The organism is Pseudomonas sp. Root71, assembly GCF_001429045.1.
Lineage (GTDB): Bacteria > Pseudomonadota > Gammaproteobacteria > Pseudomonadales > Pseudomonadaceae > Aquipseudomonas > Aquipseudomonas monachiensis.
The window spans coordinates 54,791-77,254 of the sequence record NZ_LMHY01000009.1; the positions used below are offsets into that span (position 1 = coordinate 54,791).

Here is a 22,464-nt window from a genome sequence, read left to right on the forward strand (position 1 = left end):
CTGACGCTCCGCCATCGTCGGAACGCCGCCCGGAGCAAGATCGCCTACAGGGTCAAGGATTCGTCCATGGTGTAGCCAGTGCCAGCGTGATGAGGTAGCGCTCTTCCGTGGGACGCTTTTTGTCCTTGAAACGATGAACCACCAGCATCACTTGATACTTGTCTTGCGCATGCCAATAGGAGGTGCCGCCCTTGTTCACATCGCGCAATTGGGCTCGCCATTGCGGCGTGTCGGCGAACGATGGGTAGTCCTTGAGCCGAATGGCTGTCCAGCCTGTGTTGCGCAGCTGGTCTTGCAAATCCAGTACGACCTTGAGGGTGTCGTCGAGCAGTAGTGGCTCGATTTGTGGAGACATGCGGACGCTCCTCACCTTCTCGTCAGTAAAACTCACGGTAAAGAAGCGGGCCAAAGGGGTTACAAATCCGTATTGAGGATCTACGAAACGCAGGCGGGCATCAGACTTGGGAACGTTGAACCATGAGTGGCCCGGTATGGCGGGGCCAATGCTCGCGCTGGAGCGCTGGCGCATGGTCTCGTATGGCTCACCAATCACTAAGGCGATTTCTGGTTCATCCGACAGGGCTTGAATCGCCGCTGCTGTCAGGAGGGCCGCGACTGCCAGCATCAATAAGCAGCGGCACCAGCCCACACGATGCAGCAGGCTCATCGCACACCCCCACCCACGGCGATCTCCCGAATCGACTGCTCAATCTGGTCGCGCTGGTCGCTTTGCAGCAGTTCGTCAAACTGCGCCGCGGCTTTAAGCACGAAGGCCATGCGCCGCTCGACGTCAGCCAGGTCGGCGAAGGGAAAGTTGCTAAAACCAACGGTGCGCCCGTCCTCGACGGGACGGCACTGACTGGCCAGGGTCAGTTCTATGGCCTGAGCAGCCCCGGAAGGAAGGTTGGTGACGTAGGAGAAATGGTTACCGCGCAGCAACCATTTCAGTCCAGTGTCGTTGTACATCGCCGGTTGCAGGATATTGACCTGTTCGTGTTCGGCAAGAAGCGCGACACTTTCCGCGATATTGCCAGTATCAATCGCCTCGAAGGCCAGGAGGACTTCCTTGTGGTCAGTCCCGAACTTCAGCGCTTCCTGCCCGATCGGCCACAGCACCGGATGCTCACCAGTGCCATAGATGTTCTTCCGTGAATCCAGACAAGCCTTCAGCGCCTGCAACCCCCGCTCCGCATAAAACACATGCAACGGATACACATCCAGGAACAGCGTGGTATTGCCCATCGCCAGCATCTCGTGCACGAACCGGTACATCCGTTGCGCGAGGGGCAACGCACTGTCGACTCCCCAATGGGTGAAGCCCCACACCGGGTTGTCGCGGTTGGCCTGTTCGTAGTCGCGCTGGCGCTGTTCAAATTCCCGTATTGTCGCGCGCTTTTCCCGCTCGCTGGGGCTGAGCAAACCCACCAGCCCTTGCCTGGCGCTGTCCCTCAACTGCTGCATCGTCTCTTCTTCAGTCTGCATCTTGTCGATCGACTCCGCCGCGTGCAGCAGGCCGCAGCCCACCTGCTTGGAGGCAAAGGCCGCAAGGCCGGCCCACTGGAAACGCGGGTCGTGGCGCCACAGCTGGGCGTAGGCGGCGTTGATCGCCTTGTTGCGCGCTTTCGGGTCGGTGATCAGCTGGCCGCCCGGCGCCACGACGTTTTCGACCCGTTGCTGGTAGCCGCGCCAGAGGCTCTCGCAGGCCGTTCCCGGCCGTTCGCTGAAGGTCGGCGTGGCAGTTTTCGCTGTCGAAGCCGACCCGGACCGGCGAGCCGTGACCGGATGGCCGGGGGCAGGAGCTGTCGCGGGTTGCGGGACGGCCATGGCGGCGGGGGGCGCTGAAGTCACCTTCGAGATATAACTGGTGATAAAAATCGAAGGCTCCAGCGTGGCTTTGCAGGGACAACTGCTAGCACTGTCCAATGAACCGGCCACGAGCCTGCCGTGACTGTCCATGAATGAAACGCCACCCACGATTTCGTAGGTTTCGTTGTCCTTGCCGCAGGACACCCGGTCCCCTGCACGCGCATGGGCGAAGCCAAACATCGTGATGCGGGTATCGCCCTCAAGCACCTCGCCGCCGCAGCTGGTCTTGTCGCCCTTGCGAATGAAATATCCCTTTGCCATTGCCCTAACTCCTTTCTTTTCGCGACTTGGGCGGGCCGCTCCAGTGCGCCCGCCAGCAAGCAAATTGCGCCTGCTCACGAGTGAACGAGCAGGCATGGCAAAGTGCGGCGCACAGGGTTAACGCAGAGGAAATAAACTTAAATGGGACGTTTCCGAGATACGCGTAGGAAATGGAGAATCAATCACCTTCTGCTACGGTCTTCTGGCGAAAAGCGGGTAGGAAACCGAATTTTCCCACCCCGCACGCATCATCGTTAACGTGCACCGTCGGAGCGCCGCCCGGAGCAAGCTCGCTCCTACAGGTTTTGCTGGTCTAGTACGCAAGAGTCCCTATAATCGCGGCGTTTTCGTCTACCCTCACGAAGCGTCGTGCAGCAATCAGCTTGTGCGGGGCGCATCGACATTTTTCCGCTATTGAACCGGAGAACTTCCATGCTCAAACGTACCCTGGCATTGGCCGTCGGCCTGACCCTGTCCTTTTCCACCCTGCTGGCACAGGCCGCCGACACCCTCAAGGTCAGCGCCATCCCCGACGAAGCCCCCACCGAATTGCAGCGCAAGTTCAAGCCCCTGGGCGAGTACCTGGAGAAGCAACTGGGCATGAAGGTCGAGTTCGTACCGGTGTCCGACTACCCGGCGGTGGTCGAGGCCCTGGCCACAGACCGTATTGACATGGCCTGGCTGGGCGGCTTCACCTTCGTGCAGGCGCGGCTGAAAACCGGCAATGCCATTCCATTGGTACAGCGTGAGCAGGACGCCCAGTTCACCAGCAAATTCATCACCGCCGACCCGGCCGTCAAGTCGCTGGCCGACCTCAAGGGCAAGTCGTTCGCCTTCGGTTCGGTCTCGTCGACGTCGGGCAGTTTGATGCCGCGCTATTTCATGCTGCAGGACGGCATCAAGCCTGAAACTTACTTCAGCCGTGTCGGTTACTCCGGCGCCCACGACGCCACCGTCGCCTGGGTTCAGGCTGGCAAAGTGGACGCCGGCGTGCTCAATGCCAGTGTCTGGGAAAAACTGGTCAAGGCCGGCAAGGTCGACACCGACAAGGTCAAGGTCTTCGCCACCACGCCGGCCTACTTCGACTACAACTGGACCGTGCGCGGCACCCTCGACCCGGCCCTCGCCGAGAAGATCAAGGTGGCCTTCCTCGCGCTCGACCCGGCAAAACCTGAAGACAAGGCCATTCTGGACCTGCAAGCCGCCAGCCGTTTCATCGAGACCAAGCCTGAGAACTACAAGGGCATCGAGGAAGCCGCGCGCGCTGCCGACCTGCTGAAATGACCTTGCACCTGAACCGGGTCAGCCTGACTCACGGCAACGGCGTACGTGCGCTGCATGAGGTCGACCTGCACATCGCTGCCGGTGAGCAGGTCGCGATCATCGGTCCGTCCGGCGCTGGCAAGTCGAGCCTGCTCAATGTGCTGGCCACCGCCCTGCGCCCGGACAACGGCGCGGTCGAGGTACTCGGCGAGCACGCCTGGCAGCTTGGGGCCCATCGGCGTCAGCAGCTGCGGGCGCGCATCGGCCTGGTGCACCAGGCGCCACCCCTGCCACCGCGGCAACGGGTGGTCACGGCGGTGCTGGCCGGAAAGCTGGGCCAGTGGGGCTTTGCCAAAAGCCTGCTGAGCCTGCTGCATCCGGTGGATGTTCCCGGAGCGCGGGCGGCACTGGCCAAACTGGACCTGGGAGACAAGCTGTTCGCCCAGTGCCAGCAATTGTCCGGCGGCCAACTGCAGCGCGTGGGCATTGCCCGGGTGCTGTACCAGGCGCCCGAAGTGCTGCTGGCCGATGAGCCGGTGTCGGCGATGGACCCGGTGCTGGCCGGGCACACCTTGTCGATCCTCTGCCGCCACGCCCGGGAACACAAGGTGACCCTGGTCGCCAGCCTGCATGCGGTGGACCTGGCCCTGGCGCACTTTTCACGCATCATCGGTTTGCGCGAAGGCCAGGTCCTGTTCGACCTTCCCGCCAGCGACGTCGACCACGATTTGCTCGACAAGCTCTACGCCAACGAACAATTGCTATCGCCGCCCGTTCCGGTGGCGCCCTTGAGCCTGCAGATTCCCCGATGCTGACGCGCGATACACGAGACCCGGCCACCCTGCCCCGCCTGCTGCTCAGTCTGTTGGCGCTTGCCCTGCTGTGGCCCGGTATTCATTTCAGCGAACTGGATCTGGGTGTGCTGCTCCAGGCCGACAGCCAGAGTGAGATGGGCCGGTTTGTCTCAGCCTTCTGGCCACCGGCCCATGACGAAGAGTTCCTCCAGCTACTGTGGCAAGCCACGCTGCAAACCCTGGCCATCGCCACCGCCGGCATGGCCCTGGCCTTGATGTTGGCCGTGCCCGCCAGCTTGTTGGCCAGCCGGGCGCTGTCGTTGTCCGCCGCCTCTCGCAGCGGTCGCCCGAGCGCCTTGGGCCGACTGTTGCGCTGGCCGGTGCGCGGGCTGCTGATCTTCCTGCGCAGCGTGCCGGAAATCGTCTGGGCCCTGCTGTTCGTGCGCGCCGTCGGCCTTGGCCCGACGGCCGGGGTGCTGGCGATTGCCATCACCTACAGCGGCATGCTGGGCAAGGTCTACGCGGAAATCTTCGAATCCGTCGACCAGCGTCCCGCCCACTCACTGCTGCAAGCCGGCAGCGGCCGGTTGGCGGCGTTCTGCTACGGCATCCTGCCCAATGTCGCGGCGGAGTTGCTGTCGTACACCGTATATCGCTGGGAGTGCGCGATCCGCGCCTCGGTGGTGATGGGCTTCGTCGGTGCCGGCGGGCTGGGCCAGCAGATCGACCTGTCGTTGCGCATGTTCGCCGGCGGTGAAGTGGCGAGCATGTTGCTGACCTTTTTCGTCCTGGTGCTGTTCGCCGACCAAATCAGCCGCCTGTTGCGCTGGAGGTTCGCATGAATCGCCTGATCAACCTGCTGCTGATCCTGTGCATTGGCGCAGCGGTCGTCGCTTCATTCCGCTATCTGGGCATCGACCTCGGCGAACTGACGGGCAGCGGCAACCTGAAGCAGATGAGCGCCTACGTGCTGCGTTTTCTCAGCCCCGACCTGAGCGCCGGCCATCTGCAAGCCATCGGCCGTGGCGCCGTGGAAACCATGGCCATGTCGGCCCTCGGCACCCTGCTCGCGGCGGTATTCGGCCTGGTGCTGGCACTGCCGGCGGCCGGGCGTTTCGGCTGGCCGTTGCAGAGTGCGTCGCGCCTGGTGCTGAACGCCCTGCGCGCCATTCCCGAACTGGTGTGGGCCGCGCTGATGGTGCTCGCCGCCGGACTCGGCCCCAACGCCGGCACCCTGGCACTGGCCATGCACACCACCGGGGTGCTGGGCCGATTGTTCGCCGAAGCACTGGAAAACACCCCGCCGCAACCCGCCGAAGCCATCCGATTGCAGGGCGGCAACGTCGTCTGGGCCTTCTGCTACGGCACCCTGCCCAACCTGTTTCCGCAGCTGTTGGCGTACATCCTGTACCGCTGGGAAAACAACATCCGCATGGCTAGCGTGCTCGGTTTTGTTGGTGCTGGGGGGTTGGGGCAGATGCTTTATGTCAGCCTCAGCCTGTTTCAGGAGGCTCAGGCCAGTACGGTGATTTTGGCGATGTTGGTGCTGGTGTTTGCGGTTGATGGGTTGAGTAGTTGGAGTCGGCAGCGGTGGGTTAAGGCTTGATGAGGGATTGGATGGATTTGGTCAGCTGATTGCATTCGAGCTGAGCGAGCATTTGGATGGAGTTGACTAGCGCGTTTTATGGGTATGACCGGCAGAAAACGACCCAAAGCTGCCGGTCAGCAAAGGCTAAAATTGACCGATTGCCGCCCCTCATCGATCGTAACGAACCACTCCCCCTCATCTTCGTCACACCACTGCCGCTTCAATCGTTCTGGAACGCCAGGCATAAGCCAACACCATCAGCAGCCCCAGAGCAGCCATTGCCGCTCCGGCCAGGGAAATCGCCGGATAACCCAGACCGCCGTTGATCACCGCTCCGCCCAGTGCTGCGCCAATCGCGTTGCCAAAATTGAAGGCGCCAATGTTCACCGCAGAGGCAAGATTGGGCGCGTCCTTCGCTGCTTCCATGACGCGCATCTGTAGCGGCGGCACCAGGGCGAAGCTGGCGATACCCCATATCAGGATGGCAACGGCGGCCGGCAGCGGCCAACGCATCAGAACGGTAAACGCCAGCAAGACGAAAATCAGCACGCTCAGCGAAACGATCAGGGTGCGATCTATCGAGCGGTCGGCGGCCTTGCCGCCCCACATGTTGCCCAGCGTCAACCCCACACCGAACAGCACCAGCATGGCGGTGATGTAGGCGGTGGACGCATGGGTCTCGCTGCTGAGGATCGGCGCGATGTAGGTGAAGACGGTAAACATTGCGCTCGATCCGACTACGGTCAGGGCCAACGCGCCCAGCACCGGACCACGCCCCAGTACCCGAATTTCGGCCATTACACCGACGCTTTTCGGCGTCTTCAGGTTAGGCAGGGCGAACCACAATGCGGCCATGGTCACCACGCCGAGGCCGGTAATTCCCCAGAAAGCGGTGCGCCAACCGAACAGTTCACCAAACCAGGCGGCCAGCGGCACACCGCCGATGGTCGCCAGGGTCAGGCCCATGAACATCGCCGCAACCGCCCCGGCACGTTTCTGCGGGGCGACCACGCTGGCGGCGACGATGGAGCCAACGCCAAAAAATGCACCATGGTTCAGTGAGGTCACCACCCTGGCGACCATGAGGCTGTAGTAATCGGTGGCCAGGGCTGACATCAGATTACCCAGGGTGAAAATCGCCATGAGCCCGATCAGCAGATAGCGCCGGGGAATCCTGCCGGTGGTCAGGGTCATCAGCGGTGCGCCGAGCAATACGCCCAGCGCATAAGCACTGACCAGCAAACCGGCGGCGGGAATGGAAACGCCCAGATCCGCAGCGATACCCGGCAACATGCCCATGGGGGCGAATTCTGTTACGCCGATGCCAAAGGCACCGATGGCGAGCGCGACAAGTGGTGGATTGATACGCATGGAAGGCTCCTTATCTATGCCGCTAATGCTACGATCCAGTCTTTTCAGGTGGTAGATAGCATTTTTGGCAATCACCTTTGCGCAGGAGGCACAAGTGGATTTCAACGGCAGGTCAGGTGAAATGAGCGTGTTCATCACCGTGGCGCAGGAAGGCAGCCTGTCGGCCGCCGCGCGTGCACTGGGCCTGACACCCTCGGCAGTCAGTCGGATCATCGCGCGTACCGAGCAACGTCTTGGCACCCGCCTGCTGTTGCGCACCACCCGAGCGATCACCTTCACTGCCGAGGGCGAAGCGTTCCTGCGCGGCGCCCGGCGTATCCTGGCCGACATGGACGAGGTCGAAGAAGCCATCGCCGACCAGGGCGTACCCAGGGGGCGATTGCGGGTCAGTGCCGCCCTTGGCCATGGGCGGCTGGCCATCGTTCCTTTGGTCGCAGCATTCAGCGCCCGTTACCCGAACATCGTCGTCGACCTCACCCTCGGCGACGAAGTGGTCGACATTCTCGGCGGGCAGGCCGACGTCGCGGTCCGCTTTGGCCATCTGCCCGACAGCCCGCTGACCGCGCGCAGGATCGGCGACACCGGCCAGGTAGTGGTGGCATCGCCCGAGTATCTGCAGAGCCACGGCATCCCCCAGGAACCGGAAGACCTGCTACAGCACAACTGCCTGCGCTTCAACTTTCGGCGTGCCGAACCCAACTGGCCGTTCATCCGCGATGGAAAAGAGTTTTCCCTGAAGGTCAGCGGCAACATCGAATGCAGCAGTGGTGAAGCGCTGGCACAACTCGCGCGAGTAGGTGCCGGCATTGCACGTATCGGTGAGTTCAGCGTGAGCGAGGATCTGCAGCGCGGCGACCTGATTCCGCTGTTGGAAGCCTGGAACCCCGGGGACCAGGAACCGATTCATGCGGTGTTCGTCGGCGGGGCGGCAATGCCGGCGCGGGTGCGATTGTTCGTGGACTTCTTGCTGGAACATCACCGGATGTAAGCGGAGGCGTAAGCTGATATTTCCGGGTACTCGTGATGTTGAAGTGACCAAAACACTTTTTTGGGTGCACTATCAATAGGTGGCTTGCCTTACTGGAACAATCGCGAACTCTGGCATTGATGGGTCGTCCGCACGTCTTAAATGGCCGTCGTGAAAGACCGCTTTTGGCCGGTTTCTGCCTGTCACGATAGGCAGAAATCGACCCATAGCGGGCTTTGGCGGGCCTCTAAAGTGAATCTCTGACTATCCGCTTTTTGGCTGCTGATCACGATTGGCCGTCTAGAAGCCAGATGGTCCGTAACGGCAGCGCGTAAGTATTACGGAATTGAATCGGAGTTGCTCAGTTGCGCAAGGTGATGCTGGCTTATTGTGATCTACACTCCCTGAGCGCGTGAGTAGACGCTTCGCCACAAGAAGTATTCAAATTATTTCACCGTGACCATGAACGCTCACGGTGCCAGCTTGCTCAAAACTAACGAGGTAGAAATGAACAGGAAGTTTAACCGGGGCTGGTCAATGGCTGCGGCATTCGTCGTAGTGGGTTCAACGCTTTTTGCGGGGTGTGCGAGCAAGAACGACCCGATCACGCAGGCAGACAAGACGGATGTGACCAAAGGCGTACCCGCGCCAAGTCTGGAGCAGACCAAGGCAATCGCCGAGGAAGGCTTTATTTACGGCTTACCGCTGGTCATGAACTACGCCGTAATGCACGAATATGCTGTGGACAAGGGCGGCCCGCAATACAAGGCGCCGTTCAACCAGATCAAGAACGAGCCTCGCGTCTTCACCTACCAAGACACGGCCATCATCACTCCGAACAGCGACACCCCTTATTCGTTTGTCTGGCTGGACCTGCGCGCGGAGCCGATGGTGATCTCGGTGCCGGCAGTGGACAAGCGGCGTTACTACTCGGTGCAGATGATCGACGGCAACACTTACAACTATGGTTACATCGGCAGCCGTACCACCGGCAACGAGCCAGGCGACTACATGGTGGTCGGTCCCGACTGGAAAGGCGTGCCTCCTCCCGGTATCAAAAAAGTCTTCACCTCGACCACTCCCTTCGCCGTGAGCGCCATTCGGACTCAGCTCTACAACGCCAAGGACATGCCGAATGTCGAGAAGGTGCAAGCGGGCTACAAGGTCCAGCCGCTGTCCGCCTTCCTCCATCAACCCGCGCCACCGGCTGCGCCGAAGATTGATTTTGTCCCGGCTACGACGGAAGGCATCAAGGCCAACTTCTTCGAGTACCTGTCGGCCGCGATGGAGTATGTGCCGCCATCGGCTGACGACCAGGAGATCCGGGCCAAGCTGGCGAGCATCGGGGTGGGACCCGGTCGCACCTTCGAATTTAAGGATCTCTCGCTCGAGCACAAGGCCGTGGTCCTGCTCGGGATGAAGGCCGGTGACCAGAAGGTCGACAAGTTCCTCGCGAGTGGGACGAAGATAATCAACGGCTGGAACGTCGGCGCGTACTTCGGCGACCAAACGTTCTACAAGGCCGACTGGTTGAAGCGTGCCGGTGCCGCGAAAGGCGGTCTCTACGGCAACGATGCCGTCGAGGCGATGTATCCCAACACGCGCACCGACGGCACTGGCCAGACGCTGGATACCGGCAAGCGCAACTACACGCTGACTTTCCCGGCCGGCAAACTGCCGCCAGTCAATGCCTTCTGGTCGGTGACCATGTACGACGGCAAGAGCCAGCTGCTGATCAAAAATCCGCTCAACCGTTACCTGATCAACTCGCCGATGCTGTCGGCGATGAAGAAAAACACGGATGGTTCACTGACGCTGTACATTCAGAAAGATTCCCCCGGCAAGGCTAAGGAAGCCAACTGGTTGCCCGCGCCCGACGACACGGTCTTTCTGGTGATGCGCCTCTACTGGCCGAAGACCGCACCGCCTTCGATTCTTCCCGCCGGCGAAGGCAGCTGGCAGCCACCGGCGCTGGTGGTCTCGAAGTAGTTCGCCTCTTGCGGCCCATTGCCGACACCCGCCGTGGGCAGGTGTCGGCCAGTCCTGCGTTTTCGCCAATAGCAGCCGAACATGAAGGGCTGCTATTGGCCGGTTTCTGCCTGTCCTGACCGGCAGAATTCCACCCGATAAAGCCCGTTCACGCACGCAGCCTATGGGGTTGCCCGTAGAAGCTTTACGCAAAATTTACGGGGTCTTCAGGTTGGGTATCTAATACTGCGCGGTGTTAATTTGGAACGCTATTGTCATGTCCCTCGCAGCAATTCGGCTTATCGGCTTCATCCTGGGCATTTTTCTGATCACGCTGGCCATAAGCATGGCTATTCCCATGATCACACTGGTGGCCTATGAGCGTAGCGACGATCTGTCGGCCTTTCTCTGGTCGAGTTTGATTACCTTCATCTGTGGCCTCCTGTTGATCGTGCGGGGACGCCCGGATACTGGCCAACTTCGTCCCAGGGACATGTACTTGCTGACTACCGGAAGCTGGGTAGTCGTGTGCACCTTCGCAGCGTTACCAATGGTGTTCATTAGCCAAATCAGCTACACCGACGCATTCTTCGAAACGATGTCTGGCATCACAACCACTGGTTCGACGGTACTCACCGGTCTGGATACCTCATCTCCCGGCTTGTTGATATGGCGCTCCATGCTGCATTGGTTGGGCGGCATCGGTTTTATCGGCATGGCTGTGGCGATCCTTCCACTGTTGCGAGTAGGCGGCATGCGTCTGTTCCAGACAGAGTCCTCCGATTGGTCGGAGAAAGTGACACCGCGTTCCCATGTGGCAGCCAAGTACATTCTTTTGCTCTATCTGGGGCTTACCGGGTTTGGAGCTCTGGCGCTCTGGCTCGCTGGAATGACGCCATTTGAAGCGGTCAACCATGCAATGTCGTTAATCTCTACCGGAGGGTTCTCAACTTCGGACGCTTCCCTTGGGCATTGGACGCAACCAGCGATTCACTGGGTGGCGGTAGTCATCATGATTCTGGGCAGCCTGCCGTTCACCTTGTACGTCGCGACATTGCGGGGCAATCGGCGTGCGCTGATCAAGGACCACCAGGTCCGCGGATTCATTGGATTCTTGCTCGTCACATCGCTGGCTGTGGGTACCTGGTTATGTTTTCACAGCGATTACGGATGGTGGGATGCGTTTCGTATCGTGGCGGTCAATGTGACTTCGGTCGTCACGACCACCGGAATTGCGGTTGGCGACTACACCTTGTGGGGCAGCTTCGCTGTCTTGCTGTTTTTCTATCTGACCTTCATCGGTGGCTGTTCCGGCTCAACGGCAGGCGGTCTTAAAATCTTCCGTTTTCAGGTGGCTGGCGCTCTACTGGTCAGCAGCTTGAAGCAGTTGATCCATCCTCGAGCGGTGATTCAGAAAAAATACAACGGCCATCCCATCGATGAGGAGATCGTGCGCTCGCTTTTGACCTTCTCGTTTTTCTTCACCATCACGATTGCCGCCATCGCTTTGGGCCTGGCTCTCATTGGGCTTGATTGGACAACCGCGTTGAGCGGTGCCGCTACGGCGGTGTGTAACGTCGGACCGGGTCTTGGCGCAATCATTGGGCCGGCCGGTAATTTCTCATCATTACCGGATGCCGCCAAATGGCTGCTCACAGTTGGAATGCTTCTAGGAAGGTTGGAAATCCTGACTGTGTTGGTACTCGTAACTCCAGTTTTCTGGAGATATTGACCCAGCTAGTCGAGGGCTGAGACTACAAGCTACATGCGGGACGAAAATCAGCTTGTCGATACTTACCTAGCGATGGTTGCGATAGCGTTCGGTCAAGGATTGCACGAGGGTGACGTAGGATTGCGTCTCGGCGTAGGGAGGCACCCCGTTGTACTCGACCACGGACGCTTCGCCGGCGTTGTAACCTGCCAAAGCCAGCACCTGGTTGCCGTTGAAGCGCTTGAGCAGCCAGGCCAGGTAGCGCACGCCGCCACGAATGTTCTGTCGTGCGTCGAACGGATCGTCCACGGCGAAGCGCTGGGCGGTGGCGGGCATCAACTGCATCAGCCCCTGGGCGCCGGCTTCGGAAATGGCGTTGGGGCGAAACGCCGATTCGGCATGTATCACTGCGCGGACCAGCGCCCTGTCGACACCATAATGACCCGAAGCGGCTTCGATCTCCCGCCGATAGGAAAGGGTGTCCAGGCGCAGTGAGGCGACCTTGAAATCCTTCGGCGCCATGCACAGATAGCAGCCCTTGATGTAATAGAGCTCAAGGACATCGACCCGTGCGGAGATACCGACGGGGCGCCGGCTCACATATTGACGAGTACCCTTGTGGATGAAGGTGAACACCCGAATCCGCACCGCGCCTGAGTCGTCGTCCCGCACAACCCGTGGCAGGGCCATTGCCTTGGCGCCGACACCGGCGCCCGCCATGCCATTGAGGCGAGTGCAACGGGCGCTGGCGATGGCTTGGCTGGTGTAGCTGATGGCGCCGTCCCTGGCTTGGCACTTGAACATGGCGCTGGCGCACAGAGGAGCGACCAGCAAGGCCAGCTCGATGCAGCCAAGAAGGCTCTTGCGAGCCCATCGCCATGTTCTGGATCTCATCACATCGCTCCGCGCCGCAGGCGCCGATCGGGCCTGGGGCACCTGGCCCGGGCGCTACCTTCGGAGGGCCCATTCTGCGTGACCCGCCTTTTGTTCTGATAGTTATACCCCTTGTAACCGGCTTTGGAACTTGCGTTGACGTATGGGGTGGCGGCGTTCCCAGGCGAGGCGCAGGCCCGAAGGTCTTCGCCACGCCGTCCGCATCGGTCAGGCGCAGGCTGCCTTCTAGGATGTGGCACATCTGGTCGTAGTCGCACTGGCATCTCGGTCTACGCACTGACCGAAAAACCGCTGCTTCCTGCGAAGACCCAGCGGTTCATCGAGTTCATACGCGACCATCTCAACAGTGCTTAATGCCTGACGACTGGATAGGGGGCATCCCGACGCAAACGAATGTCTCCTTCTGGCCGTTCTCTGCCGGTCATGATTACAAAGCCTGCGGGTCAAATCCGATGCAATCGGTGGTCAAGCGGAATGCAATTTCGCGCCTGACAACCAAACCAGTACTGCCCACGCAAAAAACCCTTCCTGCGTATCACCGCAGGAAGGTTTTTTTGTTTGCGGCTAATCAGTCTTTAGCCTGGCTCAACTTGGTAAACAACTCGGTCGGCACTTTCTTGCCATTGGAGGTGAACTGGTTGGTGCGGAACTTGTACACCTCACCTTCGGAAAGGAAGCCGTCGCCGTTGGTGTCCATCGCCTTGAATTCCTCAGTGCCCTTGGGCGCTACCGCCAGCAGTTCCTTCAGCGACACGCGGCCGTCATGATCGGCGTCGGTACGCGCAAAAGATGCATCGCCGCACTTGCCTTCACCGCACTTGCCCTCGGCCTGGGTCTTTTGCGCGCTGGCTTCGGCACCGCACTTGCCTTCGCCACACTTGCCTTCGCTGGTCTTCTCCGCGGAAGCCAGTTGATAGCCCTGAGGCAAGGCCTCGGCGGAAAACGCGGAGGACGTGAAGTTGATACCGCCGACCAGTGCAACAGCGATCAGGCCAATACGGGTTTTGTTCGACTGGATACGAGACATGTTGATACTCCGGATCATTTGCGCGGCGGGACCGTTATTGGTCGTACCACAAGGGTTGATAAACCTGGTTGCGGGGTGCGTTGTGCACCTCGCTTTGCCAGGTCTATTTGGCCTCGGTGGTGTATCCCGGCTGTATCCGTGAAGCGCTGGTTTTGTATGGCTGTACGAAGATGTGGTGCCTTGATACACGGCGATACAACAAAAGCCTCAAGCGACTACCCTTCGTTGACGACCTAGACCTTACAAATCAAGGAGCGTCAGGCATGAACGGCAAACGTATGGCAGCGGGATTGAGTCTTTTGTTCGCCCTCAGTGGTGCGTGCCTGGCGGCGCCGGGCACCATCAGGTTTCAAGGCAGCATTGTCGAGCCGGGCTGTCAGTCACGCGTGGGGACGGATGGCACATTCGGACTTTACCAATGCCCTGCCCAGAGTCGTGCGATGGGGATTGAGGCAAACAGCATCGCGCCAACCGCCAGTGTGAGCGCTGTCGGTCAAGCCAGCGTCAACGTAAAACTGTTCGCTGACAGTGGTCGGGAGAGCCGATATTACGATCAACGGTTTGTGTTGATGGATGACGCAGGCTTACCGATCCGTTCCGGAGACTATCTGGTTACCCTCAGCATGCCTTGATCACGGGGTGCGCGCAGAGCGTCTGCATCTGAGCAATAGCACTTGTTTAAAGAGGCTGTAGGTTATTTCCTGAGAGCTACAAGACCTTGCGTCGTTGCCTACGGTTACGCCAGAATCCGCCGGCTTGTGCGCCCTGCCCCTGGTCTCTATCGTTTCCGCGCCACTGCCCATCAGTGGTCGGGTCTGGAAACCCCGAAATGAAAATGGCGCAACTGCGCCCTTCATAACCTATGCTTGCGCGCTTTTAAGTGTGCACTCCGTTATGGCGGCTGTGCGCGGGAGACCTTCGGGTCTACCGGGTTGCCGTTTCCCCGGGTTTCCAGCCTGCGTACAGCTGCCACCTCTTCGCCTGGAAACGAACGTGGCAGCTTCAACCATGAAGCGGAGACAGCCATGTTCAAGGTCACCCCCAACCCGCCGGACACCGATCCGACATCCCCATACGAACCCGATTCAAAAACGCTCAACGAGGCCGCCGAACGCGCACTCGCCTTCCACTTCCCGTCGACTGCCGACATCAAAGCCACGCCGCGCAGACCTAGTCACCTGTTTACCGTTGACCCCGAAGCCACGACCGAAACCCTGGTGGTTTATCTGGTCGAAACGCTGGCCTCGGTCGATGTGATGGTGCATCAGCTGGTGGATCATCTGGACGGCGGATCACGCAATGCCCTGCTGGGGATTTCCAACAGTGTGATGCTGGCGGAGATCACGGCGAATCGGGTGCTGGACCAAATCGACCCGCCCACATAAACACTGAATCTGTGACTAACACTCCCCCCGTGGCGAGGGGCATTGCCCCCGCTCGGCGGCGAAGCCGTCGCAAAACCTGACTGCACCGTCTGACTGAAGAAAAGCGGGGGGCCGCTACGCGACCCAGCGGGACGGTGCAGCGTTCCGACAAGCTCCCTCGCCACAGGTTTTGTGTGTTTGATGTTGGCTGGGCCATCTCTAGTTCGGGTCCAGCAACCCGCCACTCCAGTTTCTCGACACCCGGCTACCAGTGAATTTCGCCACGCCCATGCCCTGGGGGATCAGGCGATCGCGATAGCGCGTCACCAGGCGCCCCGCTTGTTCGGCGTGCAGCACCACTTCGGTGGACGGGTCGCCCGGGCGCCCGAGAATCCGTGCAAAGCGCTGGCCTTCCTCGACGAAATCCCCCAGTTCTTTTTCGAAGATCAGCACGCCGGGTTGCGGGGCGATGATGGTTTCCATGTGGCCCATTTCCACGGCTTCGACGGGCCAGTCCGTGGGCGCCACTGATTCATCGATGACAGCGCAACCGCACAGCCAGTTGTACAACCCTTCGGCATCCGACTCGGCAAAACGATCGCTGACATCGCCCTGCCCGCGCAACTCCAGGGTCGCCGCCATGCGCCCCGCAGTGGCTCCGTCGCGTATCCACGGGGCAATGATGGTTTCCTCGAAGGAGCCATCGCCACCGTCATCCCAGATGATCGCCACGTCCATCTTCATCGCCGCCGCCAGTTCGCGGCCACGGGGCCAGAAGCTGCGGTGCACGTAGAGGTACGGCAAGGCCTCGTCATCGGTGTGCAGGTCGAGCATCACATCGGCCGGGGCAGCCAGTTGCACCAGTTGCTTTTGCCATTGCTGGACGCAGGTCGAAGGTCGTTCCATGGCTGCCGACTGGTCGAACGCGCGGTTGAAGTTTTGCCCGGTGGCGTCGTGATAACGGCCGAGGATCCGCCCTTGGCGAAACTGCCCGATGCCCAGCGGATTGGCCTGCGGCACCACGGTGATGTTGCCTTTGAGCCGGCCCTGGGCCTCGGCGTTTTGCAGCCGTTGCATCAGCAGGTGCAGGACCAGCATCCCGGCGATTTCATCGGCATGTACGCCGGCCTGCAGGTGTACGTTTGGCCCGCTGCCGTCGCCTGCATAGCGCCAGGCACCGACCCGCACGGCGTCACCGTTGTTGTTGCGAACACTGAACGAAATATCCTGCGGCATTGGCTTTCACTCCCGTCATGAACCTTGAAAAACGTTGTATCGCTGCTGCCGAAGCTGGTGATTGAACAGACGTTCAACTAAGCTCGGCATCGTGGAACCTCACCCAAGGACAGCCTTGTGACAACCGATGCCCCGAAAAACCGCCGCGCCGAACCCGAAGACCGTCGCGAAATGCTGGTGGCCGCCACCCTGCGCTGCCTGGGCCGCGACGGTCACGCCGGGATTTCCGTGCGGCGTATTGCTACCGAGGCCGGGGTCTCCGTGGGGTTGCTCAACCATCACTTCGGCAGCATCGAGGCACTGATCGCCGACACCTACCAGCGGCTCGCCAGCGAACTGACCACCGCCCTGCTCCAGGAAATCGAACAGGCCCAGACACCGGCGCAAAAGATCGATGCTTTCCTGGAAGGCTCGTTCTCGCCCAGGGTCATGGACCCGAAACTGCTCGGCGTGTGGGTGGTGTTCTGGAGCCTGATCCGTCACTCCGAACACGTCAGCCAGTCCCACGAAAAAAGCTACCGCGCCTACCTCGACCTGATCCGCCAGTTGCTCGACGGGCTGGCCGCCAGCGAAGGTTTCGTGATTCACGACACGCGCCTGGCCGCCATCGGCTTATCGGCGATGCTCGACGGTCTCTGGCTCGAGTGGTGCCTGAACCCCGAGACCTTCAGCGCCGCCAACGGCCTGCACATCTGCCGTTGCTGGATAAAGGGGTTGCGTCACGGAGCATTCAGCACCGACGACGTCCTGTGACGGGTGCCGGCCGAAGATCATCGCCAGGGTGCCGCTGACCGCGATCAACCCGGCGCCGATCATCAGCGACATGTCCATCAGCGTGCCCCAGATCAGGCTCGACAGCGCAAACGCCCAGATCAGCCCGGTGTATTCGAACGGCGCGAGCAAGGTCGCGGTGGCGCGGCGGAAGCTGGCGAACAACAGGAACTGACCGATGCCGCCCACCAGGCCGGCGCCGAGCATGCCCAGCCAGGCCGGCGTCGGTGATGGCGTGTGGGTCCAGGGCAAGGCGACCGCCATGCAAATCACGAACACCACGTTGGTGATCAGCATCTGCTCCAGCACCGAGGTCTGCTCATCCACCTGACGCAGCTGGATATAGGTGAATGCCCAACACATCGCCGCCAGCAGGGTCAGGACGATCGGCAACGGATCGGTCATGTTGTCGGGACGACAGGCAATGACCACCCCGACAAAACCGATGATCAGGCTGAACCACTGCCAGCCGCCGGCGCGCTCCTTGAGAATCACCGCCGCCAGCACCGTGACCATGATCGGCGCGGAAAAATACAGGGTGGTCATCTCGGCCAGGGTCAGGTCCCGGGCCGCCGTGTAGTACAGCACCCAGGCGACAATCGACAGCAACCCGCGCACCACCAGCAGACGCCGGCTCGGCGAGCGCCAGGCCCGCTGGATCAGGCGCAGGCGCCCCGCCAGCAGCACCGCCACGACCACCACCGCGGCGCGCCAGAACAGAATGGTAACCACCGAATAGTCGGCCACCAGCCACTTGATGACCGCATCCTGCAACGCCAGGAACGCATAGCCCAAAGTGCACAGGCCGATGCCTTGCAGCGAGCGGTCAACGGTTGGAGAACTCATCAGGCCGACCTGCGTACGGGCGTCCCGCGCCGCTCGGCAAAGGCAAACAGCGCCTCGATCAGGAACGTCAGGCAGACGTAGACGCCGGCCACCAGCAACAAGGGTTCGTACACTTGCAGGGTTTGTGCGCGGACCACGTTGGCGGCGCCGAGCAGATCGATCACGGCGATGGTCGAGGCCAGCGCCGTGGACTTGAGCAGCATCACGGTTTCCCCGGCCAGGGTCGGTAACAGCAGGCGCATCGCCCGGGGCAATCGCACCCGCAGCAAGGACTGGCGCGCCGTCATGCCGAAGGCCGACGCCGCTTCCATTTCACCCTTGGGCACCGCCAGCAGGCCACCGCGAATCACTTCGCCAACATAAGCCCCCACCGACACCACCAGGGCAAACACGATGTACCAGTAACCATCGCGCAGGTACGGCCAGAGGAAACTGCCGCGAATCAGCGGGAACTGGGCAAACAGACTGCCCAGGCCGTAGTAGAAAATGTAGATCTGGATCAGCAACGGCGTGCCGCGGGTGACGCTGGTGTAGAACAGGCTGACCTTGGCGATCACCTTGTTTTTCGAGATCCGCGCCAGCGCCACCAACACCGCCAGGCCATAACCCAACACACTGGCGATCAACAAAATCGTGAGGGTGGTTTGCAGCCCCCGGCCCAATAGTGCCGCGTATTCAACTATCCACGCTGGAATCATTTCATTCTCTCTGCCGGTTCAGTCAACAAGAGGCATCCAGCGACGAATGCGTCGCTCCAACCGTCCCGAAAGGTAGTTGGACACCAGAGTCACTGCGTAATACAGCGCCGCAGCCGTGAGGTAGAACAACAGATAGTGGCGCGTCGACCCCGCGCCTTGCTTGGCGGTGTATAGCAACTCGTTGGTGCCGACCACGCTGATCAGTGCACTGTCCTTGATCAGGTTGATCCACAGGTTGGCCATCCCGGCCATGGCATAGGGCGCCATGATCGGCAGCGTGACCCGGCGGAACAGGCCGAAACCGTTGAGGCCGAACGCCTTGGCCGCTTCGATCTGGCCGAAGGGAATCGCCTGGATCGCCGCGCGGAAAATCTCCGAGGCGTAGGCGCCCTGCACCAGCCCCAGCACCACGATGGCCGCCAGCGGACCGCTGACATCGACCACGCCGTAGCCGAGATGGGTCATCAGCGAATTGAGGAGCATGGAGCCGACGTAGTACAGCAACAGAATCAGCAGCAACTCCGGAACAGCCCGGAACAAGGTGGTGTAGCCACGCATCAGCGCTGCAATCGGCTTCGGCGCGCCAAGCTTGAGGCACGCCACCACCAGCCCGATGGCCAGCCCGAGCACAAAGGCCCCGGCGGAAATCTGCAGGGTCATCCAGAGACCCTTCAACAGCGCACTGCCCCATCCCTGCTCGGTGAAATTGATCAGATCGAACATTGCCGGCATTTCAGTCTCCAGTATGCGGTCGTGAACACACCGCCGGATCCTGTGGGAGCGAGCTTGCTCCGGGCGGCGTTCCGACGATGAGGCCATGCCAGTCAACATCAATGGTGACTGAACAACCGCTATCGCGAGCAAGCTCGCTCCCACAGGGATCTGCTTTTCCTCAGGACTTGCGTTTAGCCAGCCATCAGAACGCAGGCTTCACGCTGGTGCCGAAGTAGCTCTGGGACAACTCGTCGTAGTCCTTGCTCGCCAACAATTCCTGGATGGCCTTGTCCAGTTTGGCCTTGAGTTCGGTGTCGTCCTTGCGCAAACCAGCGCCAACGCCTTTGCCGAAGATCGGGTCATAAGGCACGGTGCCGAGGTAGGCCAGGTCCTTGGCATCCGGGGTTTTGATGAACGCGGCCATGGCGGTGCCGTCGGCCATCATCAGGTCGATGCGCCCGGCAATCAGGTCGGCGTTGGCCGAGTCCTGGGTGTCGTAGTACTTAACGTCGGCAATTTTTTCGTAGTAGGTCTTCAGGTAGCTGGCGCTCACGGTCGAGTTCTGCACGCCGATGATCTTGCCCTTGAGGTCATCCGGGTATTTCTTCACCGATGCTTCTTTCGGGCCGACGACGGCAATCACCGAGTCGTAATAAGCCTTGCTGAAGGCGATCTGTTTTTCCCGCTCCTCGGTCACCGACATTGACGAGAAAATCACGTCGATCTTCTTCGCCAGCAACGATGGAATGATGCCGTCCCACGCCACTTCCTTGATCTCGCACTCGGCTTTCATTTCGCTGCATAGCTTGTGGATCAGGTCGACTTCAAAACCTTTCCACACGCCGTTGGCCTGTTTTTCGGTGTACGGCGGATAGGGTTCCGCTGCCACCGCGAACCTGATCGGTTGCGCATGAGCAGCACTCATGCCGACCAGCATTACGCAGGCCGCACCGGTCAACCAGTTTGCAAAACGTCGATTTCCCATGTTGTTTTCCCGTCTTTTTATGATGAGTTAGCGAGTCTGATGAGCGTTGACGAATTGTCGGCAACGCTCGCTGCGTGGGTGTACGAACACTTCGTCCGGCGAACCGGTTTCCTCGATCAGCCCTTGATGCAAAAAGGCGACTTTGGATGAGACATCGCGTGCGAAAGCCATTTCATGAGTCACCAGGATCATGGTCCGGCCTTCTTCGGCGAGGGAGCGGATCACCCGCAGCACTTCCCCGACCAGTTCCGGGTCGAGTGCCGAGGTGGGTTCATCGAACAGCATGACCTTGGGCCGCATGGCCAGGGCCCGGGCGATGGCCACCCGTTGTTGCTGTCCCCCGGAGAGAAACGCCGGGTACTCGTTGCGCTTGGCCGCAAGACCTACGCGTTCGAGCAGGGCTTCGGCCCGCTCTGTGGCCTCCGCACGGCTTTCACGCAGGACCTGGGTCGGCGCTTCGATAAGGTTTTCCAGCACCGTGCGATGGGGCCAGAGGTTGAAGTTCTGGAACACCATGCCCAGGCTGGAACGGATGCGCACCAGCTGTTTGGCGTCCGACACCAGCGGAGCGCCGGGACGATTCTGGTTGAGGTGAATGCTTTCGCCATCGACCAGGATGCGCCCCTGGTCCGGCACTTCGAGCATGTTGATGCAGCGCAGCAAGGTACTTTTACCCGAGCCGCTGGCACCGATCAGGGAGATCACGTCGCCCTCGCGGGCGGTCAGGGAAACGCCCTTGAGCACTTCGATATTGCCGAAGCGTTTGTGCAGGCCATCGACCTCGATCATGGTCTTGGCGGCGACCGGTTCGACGGTGGCGGTGCTGGTCACCGTGCCGATCACCGGCCGCGGCGCTTCACCGTTGAGCACCTGGACGAAGCCGCGAATGCGCTGGCAGGCCTGGGCCAGGCGCTCGTCACTCAAGGTGAACGACAGCCGTACAAACCCCTGGGCCGGCTCACCGAATGCCGCCGCATCGAGCACCGAGACACCGGCCTCGCGCAGCAGGCGCCAGGCGAACTCCAGCGAGGTCAGGCCGGTGCCGCGCACGTCCACCAGCACGAACATGCCGGCATCAGGGTTGAGCACGCTAATGCCCGGGCAATCCGCCAGGCCAGATACCACCAGGTCGCGGCGCCGACGATAGATCTCGCGCATGCCGTGGGTGACGTCGTCATGGGACTGCACGGCCTTGAGCGCCGCTTCCATGACAAACCCGGGCAAGCCGTACAGCATGCTCAGCACCAGGGTTTCGACATGATTGACCAGGGCTTCATTGGCCACGACCCAGCCGATGCGCCAACCGGTCATGGCATGGGATTTGGACAGGCTGCCGATCACCACGCAGCGCTCGGCCATGCCCGGCAACGCCGCCAGGCTCAAGTGTTCACGCTCGTAGGCGAGGCTCTCATAGACCTCGTCCACCACCACCCACAGGTCATGGGCGATGGCGAGTTCGGCGATGGCTTGCAGCTCTTCGCGCCCCAGTACCACCCCAGTGGGGTTGTTCGGGTTGGAGAAGAAAATCGCCCGGGTGCGCGGGGTGATGGCTTTGGCCAGCACGGCGGCATCGAGGCGGAAACCCGAGTCCGCCGCACAGGGCACCCGCACCAGCGTGGCGCCGGACGCCTTGAGCGTGGCTTCGTAGGTGACGTACATCGGATCGAAGGCAATCACTTCGTCGCCGGCACCGAGCAGGCACATCGAGGTGGCGAACAAGGCGTTCTGCGCACCGGCCGTGAGAATGACGTTGGACGCCTGCAGTTCGCGGTCGATCAGTTGGCTGTAGCGGCCGGCAATGGCCTCGCGCAAGGCCTGGCGACCGGCGATTTCGGTGTAGTGGGTATCGCCTTCACGCAAGGCGTGGATCGCGGCATCGGTAATGAAATCGGGGGTGGGGAAATCCGGGTCGCCGACGCTGAGGATGATCACGTCCTCGCCTTTGCGCTGTGCCGCGCTGGCCGCGTAGTGGATATCCCAGGCGGCAACGCCTTGGCCACTGATCCGTTCAACAAAGGGTGAAAACCGCATGCCAGTGCCTCGTTCGAATTGAAGAAACGCAAGCCCGCAACCAGCCGGGGGAAGGTGGCCCCCAACATAGTCCAGACTGAACACTCGTTCAATAGAAAACTCGCAAGGC

General features: G+C 60.9%; 20 protein-coding genes and 2 pseudogenes. 11 read left to right on the top strand and 11 right to left on the bottom strand.

Annotated elements, in window-relative coordinates; all coding sequences use genetic code 11:
• Positions 1–52: 52 nt before the first annotated feature.
• Entirely contained in the window at positions 53–667 is a 615-nt protein-coding gene (locus tag ASD95_RS09165; RefSeq protein ID WP_056727376.1) for a hypothetical protein, read from the bottom strand.
• The gene (locus tag ASD95_RS28515) at positions 664–2,127 is read right to left on the bottom strand and encodes a PAAR domain-containing protein (protein ID WP_082563023.1); all 1,464 of its coding nucleotides are present in this window, start codon (positions 2,125–2,127) and stop codon (positions 664–666) included. The genes ASD95_RS09165 and ASD95_RS28515 overlap by 4 nt, the downstream gene beginning before the upstream one ends.
• A gap of 432 nt (positions 2,128–2,559) precedes the next feature.
• Between ASD95_RS28515 and ASD95_RS09175 the strand changes: the two genes are divergently transcribed.
• The 4 genes from ASD95_RS09175 to phnE are packed head-to-tail and all read left to right on the top strand — an operon-like array spanning position 2,560 to position 5,790.
• Entirely contained in the window at positions 2,560–3,411 is an 852-nt protein-coding gene (locus ASD95_RS09175; RefSeq protein WP_056727378.1) for a putative selenate ABC transporter substrate-binding protein, read from the top strand.
• Positions 3,408–4,205, top strand: a complete 798-nt coding sequence (locus tag ASD95_RS09180; RefSeq protein WP_056727380.1) for a phosphonate ABC transporter ATP-binding protein — start codon at positions 3,408–3,410, stop codon at positions 4,203–4,205. The genes ASD95_RS09175 and ASD95_RS09180 overlap by 4 nt, the downstream gene beginning before the upstream one ends.
• A complete protein-coding gene (locus ASD95_RS09185) occupies positions 4,199–5,026 on the top strand; it encodes a PhnE/PtxC family ABC transporter permease (protein ID WP_056727382.1) in 828 nt (275 codons plus the stop codon). The genes ASD95_RS09180 and ASD95_RS09185 overlap by 7 nt, the downstream gene beginning before the upstream one ends.
• Positions 5,023–5,790, top strand: a complete 768-nt coding sequence (phnE, locus tag ASD95_RS09190) for a phosphonate ABC transporter, permease protein PhnE (RefSeq protein WP_056727384.1) — start codon at positions 5,023–5,025, stop codon at positions 5,788–5,790. Before ASD95_RS09185 ends, phnE begins: the two co-directional genes overlap by 4 nt.
• A 186-nt stretch (positions 5,791–5,976) precedes the next feature.
• Here phnE and ASD95_RS09195 read toward each other — a convergent pair whose 3' ends face one another.
• On the bottom strand, positions 5,977–7,143 hold the full coding sequence (locus ASD95_RS09195; RefSeq protein WP_056727386.1) for an MFS transporter: 1,167 nt from the start codon (positions 7,141–7,143) through the stop codon (positions 5,977–5,979).
• 94 nt (positions 7,144–7,237) lie between these two features.
• Between ASD95_RS09195 and ASD95_RS09200 the strand changes: the two genes are divergently transcribed.
• The 3 genes from ASD95_RS09200 (at position 7,238) to ASD95_RS09210 (ending at position 11,810) form a co-directional block, all read left to right on the top strand.
• A complete protein-coding gene (locus ASD95_RS09200) occupies positions 7,238–8,131 on the top strand; it encodes a LysR family transcriptional regulator (RefSeq protein WP_056727388.1) in 894 nt (297 codons plus the stop codon).
• A gap of 516 nt (positions 8,132–8,647) precedes the next feature.
• Positions 8,648–10,099, top strand: a complete 1,452-nt coding sequence (locus tag ASD95_RS09205) for a DUF1254 domain-containing protein (RefSeq protein WP_411741806.1) — start codon at positions 8,648–8,650, stop codon at positions 10,097–10,099.
• 256 nt (positions 10,100–10,355) lie between these two features.
• Positions 10,356–11,810, top strand: a complete 1,455-nt coding sequence (locus tag ASD95_RS09210; RefSeq protein ID WP_056727391.1) for a TrkH family potassium uptake protein — start codon at positions 10,356–10,358, stop codon at positions 11,808–11,810.
• A 66-nt stretch (positions 11,811–11,876) separates the two neighbouring features.
• Here ASD95_RS09210 and ASD95_RS09215 read toward each other — a convergent pair whose 3' ends face one another.
• Positions 11,877–12,683 (bottom strand): lytic transglycosylase domain-containing protein, encoded by an 807-nt coding sequence (locus tag ASD95_RS09215; RefSeq protein WP_056727392.1) that lies wholly within the window; start codon positions 12,681–12,683, stop codon positions 11,877–11,879.
• A 261-nt stretch (positions 12,684–12,944) separates the two neighbouring features.
• Between ASD95_RS09215 and ASD95_RS29705 the strand changes: the two are divergent.
• Positions 12,945–13,037: pseudogene (locus tag ASD95_RS29705) on the top strand (LysR family transcriptional regulator); the annotation flags it as partial.
• A 214-nt stretch (positions 13,038–13,251) separates the two neighbouring features.
• On the opposite strand, the gene ASD95_RS09220 reads toward ASD95_RS29705, so the two are convergent.
• Positions 13,252–13,710: an HvfA family oxazolone/thioamide-modified RiPP metallophore gene (locus ASD95_RS09220; protein WP_056727394.1), complete on the bottom strand. Its 459-nt coding sequence runs from the start codon at positions 13,708–13,710 to the stop codon at positions 13,252–13,254.
• 263 nt (positions 13,711–13,973) lie between these two features.
• On the opposite strand from ASD95_RS09220, the gene ASD95_RS09225 reads away from it, so the two are divergent.
• Complete coding sequence (locus ASD95_RS09225; RefSeq protein WP_056727396.1) at positions 13,974–14,342, top strand: type 1 fimbrial protein; 369 nt, start codon at positions 13,974–13,976, stop codon at positions 14,340–14,342.
• 393 nt (positions 14,343–14,735) lie between these two features.
• Positions 14,736–15,095: a DUF6124 family protein gene (locus ASD95_RS09230; protein WP_056727397.1), complete on the top strand. Its 360-nt coding sequence runs from the start codon at positions 14,736–14,738 to the stop codon at positions 15,093–15,095.
• 198 nt (positions 15,096–15,293) lie between these two features.
• On the opposite strand, the gene ASD95_RS09235 is transcribed toward ASD95_RS09230, so the two are convergent.
• Positions 15,294–16,310: a M14 family zinc carboxypeptidase gene (locus tag ASD95_RS09235; RefSeq protein WP_056727399.1), complete on the bottom strand. Its 1,017-nt coding sequence runs from the start codon at positions 16,308–16,310 to the stop codon at positions 15,294–15,296.
• Positions 16,311–16,481: 171 nt separating this feature from the next.
• Here ASD95_RS09235 and ASD95_RS28525 point away from each other — a divergent pair.
• Positions 16,482–16,967: pseudogene (locus tag ASD95_RS28525) on the top strand (TetR family transcriptional regulator C-terminal domain-containing protein); the annotation flags it as partial.
• Here ASD95_RS28525 and ASD95_RS29710 read toward each other — a convergent pair.
• From ASD95_RS29710 to ASD95_RS30130, 5 genes are all read right to left on the bottom strand, one after another.
• Entirely contained in the window at positions 16,923–17,927 is a 1,005-nt protein-coding gene (locus ASD95_RS29710) for a DMT family transporter (protein ID WP_056727402.1), read from the bottom strand. The pseudogene ASD95_RS28525 and the gene ASD95_RS29710 overlap by 45 nt on opposite strands.
• Positions 17,927–18,625, bottom strand: coding sequence for an ABC transporter permease (locus tag ASD95_RS09250; protein WP_056727404.1), 699 nt, complete (start codon positions 18,623–18,625; stop codon positions 17,927–17,929). Before ASD95_RS09250 ends, ASD95_RS29710 begins: the two co-directional genes overlap by 1 nt.
• Positions 18,626–18,643: 18 nt before the next feature.
• A complete protein-coding gene (locus ASD95_RS09255) occupies positions 18,644–19,357 on the bottom strand; it encodes an ABC transporter permease (RefSeq protein ID WP_056727405.1) in 714 nt (237 codons plus the stop codon).
• Positions 19,358–19,541: 184 nt separating this feature from the next.
• Complete coding sequence (locus ASD95_RS09260; RefSeq protein WP_056727407.1) at positions 19,542–20,324, bottom strand: transporter substrate-binding domain-containing protein; 783 nt, start codon at positions 20,322–20,324, stop codon at positions 19,542–19,544.
• A gap of 27 nt (positions 20,325–20,351) precedes the next feature.
• Positions 20,352–22,355, bottom strand: a complete 2,004-nt coding sequence (locus ASD95_RS30130) for an aminotransferase class I/II-fold pyridoxal phosphate-dependent enzyme (protein ID WP_056727409.1) — start codon at positions 22,353–22,355, stop codon at positions 20,352–20,354.
• Between the last annotated feature and the right edge of the window lie 109 nt (positions 22,356–22,464).

Coding starts and splice junctions, on each gene's coding strand:
- ASD95_RS09165 (WP_056727376.1), bottom strand. CDS start 667: ATGAGCCTGCTGCATCGTGTGGGCTGGTGCCGCTGCTTATTGATGCTG.
- ASD95_RS28515 (WP_082563023.1), bottom strand. CDS start 2,127: ATGGCAAAGGGATATTTCATTCGCAAGGGCGACAAGACCAGCTGCGGC.
- ASD95_RS09175 (WP_056727378.1), top strand. CDS start 2,560: ATGCTCAAACGTACCCTGGCATTGGCCGTCGGCCTGACCCTGTCCTTT.
- ASD95_RS09180 (WP_056727380.1), top strand. CDS start 3,408: ATGACCTTGCACCTGAACCGGGTCAGCCTGACTCACGGCAACGGCGTA.
- ASD95_RS09185 (WP_056727382.1), top strand. CDS start 4,199: ATGCTGACGCGCGATACACGAGACCCGGCCACCCTGCCCCGCCTGCTG.
- phnE (WP_056727384.1), top strand. CDS start 5,023: ATGAATCGCCTGATCAACCTGCTGCTGATCCTGTGCATTGGCGCAGCG.
- ASD95_RS09195 (WP_056727386.1), bottom strand. CDS start 7,143: ATGCGTATCAATCCACCACTTGTCGCGCTCGCCATCGGTGCCTTTGGC.
- ASD95_RS09205 (WP_411741806.1), top strand. CDS start 8,648: ATGGCTGCGGCATTCGTCGTAGTGGGTTCAACGCTTTTTGCGGGGTGT.
- ASD95_RS09210 (WP_056727391.1), top strand. CDS start 10,356: ATGTCCCTCGCAGCAATTCGGCTTATCGGCTTCATCCTGGGCATTTTT.
- ASD95_RS09215 (WP_056727392.1), bottom strand. CDS start 12,683: ATGAGATCCAGAACATGGCGATGGGCTCGCAAGAGCCTTCTTGGCTGC.
- ASD95_RS09220 (WP_056727394.1), bottom strand. CDS start 13,710: ATGTCTCGTATCCAGTCGAACAAAACCCGTATTGGCCTGATCGCTGTT.
- ASD95_RS09225 (WP_056727396.1), top strand. CDS start 13,974: ATGAACGGCAAACGTATGGCAGCGGGATTGAGTCTTTTGTTCGCCCTC.
- ASD95_RS09230 (WP_056727397.1), top strand. CDS start 14,736: ATGTTCAAGGTCACCCCCAACCCGCCGGACACCGATCCGACATCCCCA.
- ASD95_RS09235 (WP_056727399.1), bottom strand. CDS start 16,310: ATGCCGCAGGATATTTCGTTCAGTGTTCGCAACAACAACGGTGACGCC.
- ASD95_RS29710 (WP_056727402.1), bottom strand. CDS start 17,927: ATGAGTTCTCCAACCGTTGACCGCTCGCTGCAAGGCATCGGCCTGTGC.
- ASD95_RS09250 (WP_056727404.1), bottom strand. CDS start 18,625: ATGATTCCAGCGTGGATAGTTGAATACGCGGCACTATTGGGCCGGGGG.
- ASD95_RS09255 (WP_056727405.1), bottom strand. CDS start 19,357: ATGCCGGCAATGTTCGATCTGATCAATTTCACCGAGCAGGGATGGGGC.
- ASD95_RS09260 (WP_056727407.1), bottom strand. CDS start 20,324: ATGGGAAATCGACGTTTTGCAAACTGGTTGACCGGTGCGGCCTGCGTA.
- ASD95_RS30130 (WP_056727409.1), bottom strand. CDS start 22,355: ATGCGGTTTTCACCCTTTGTTGAACGGATCAGTGGCCAAGGCGTTGCC.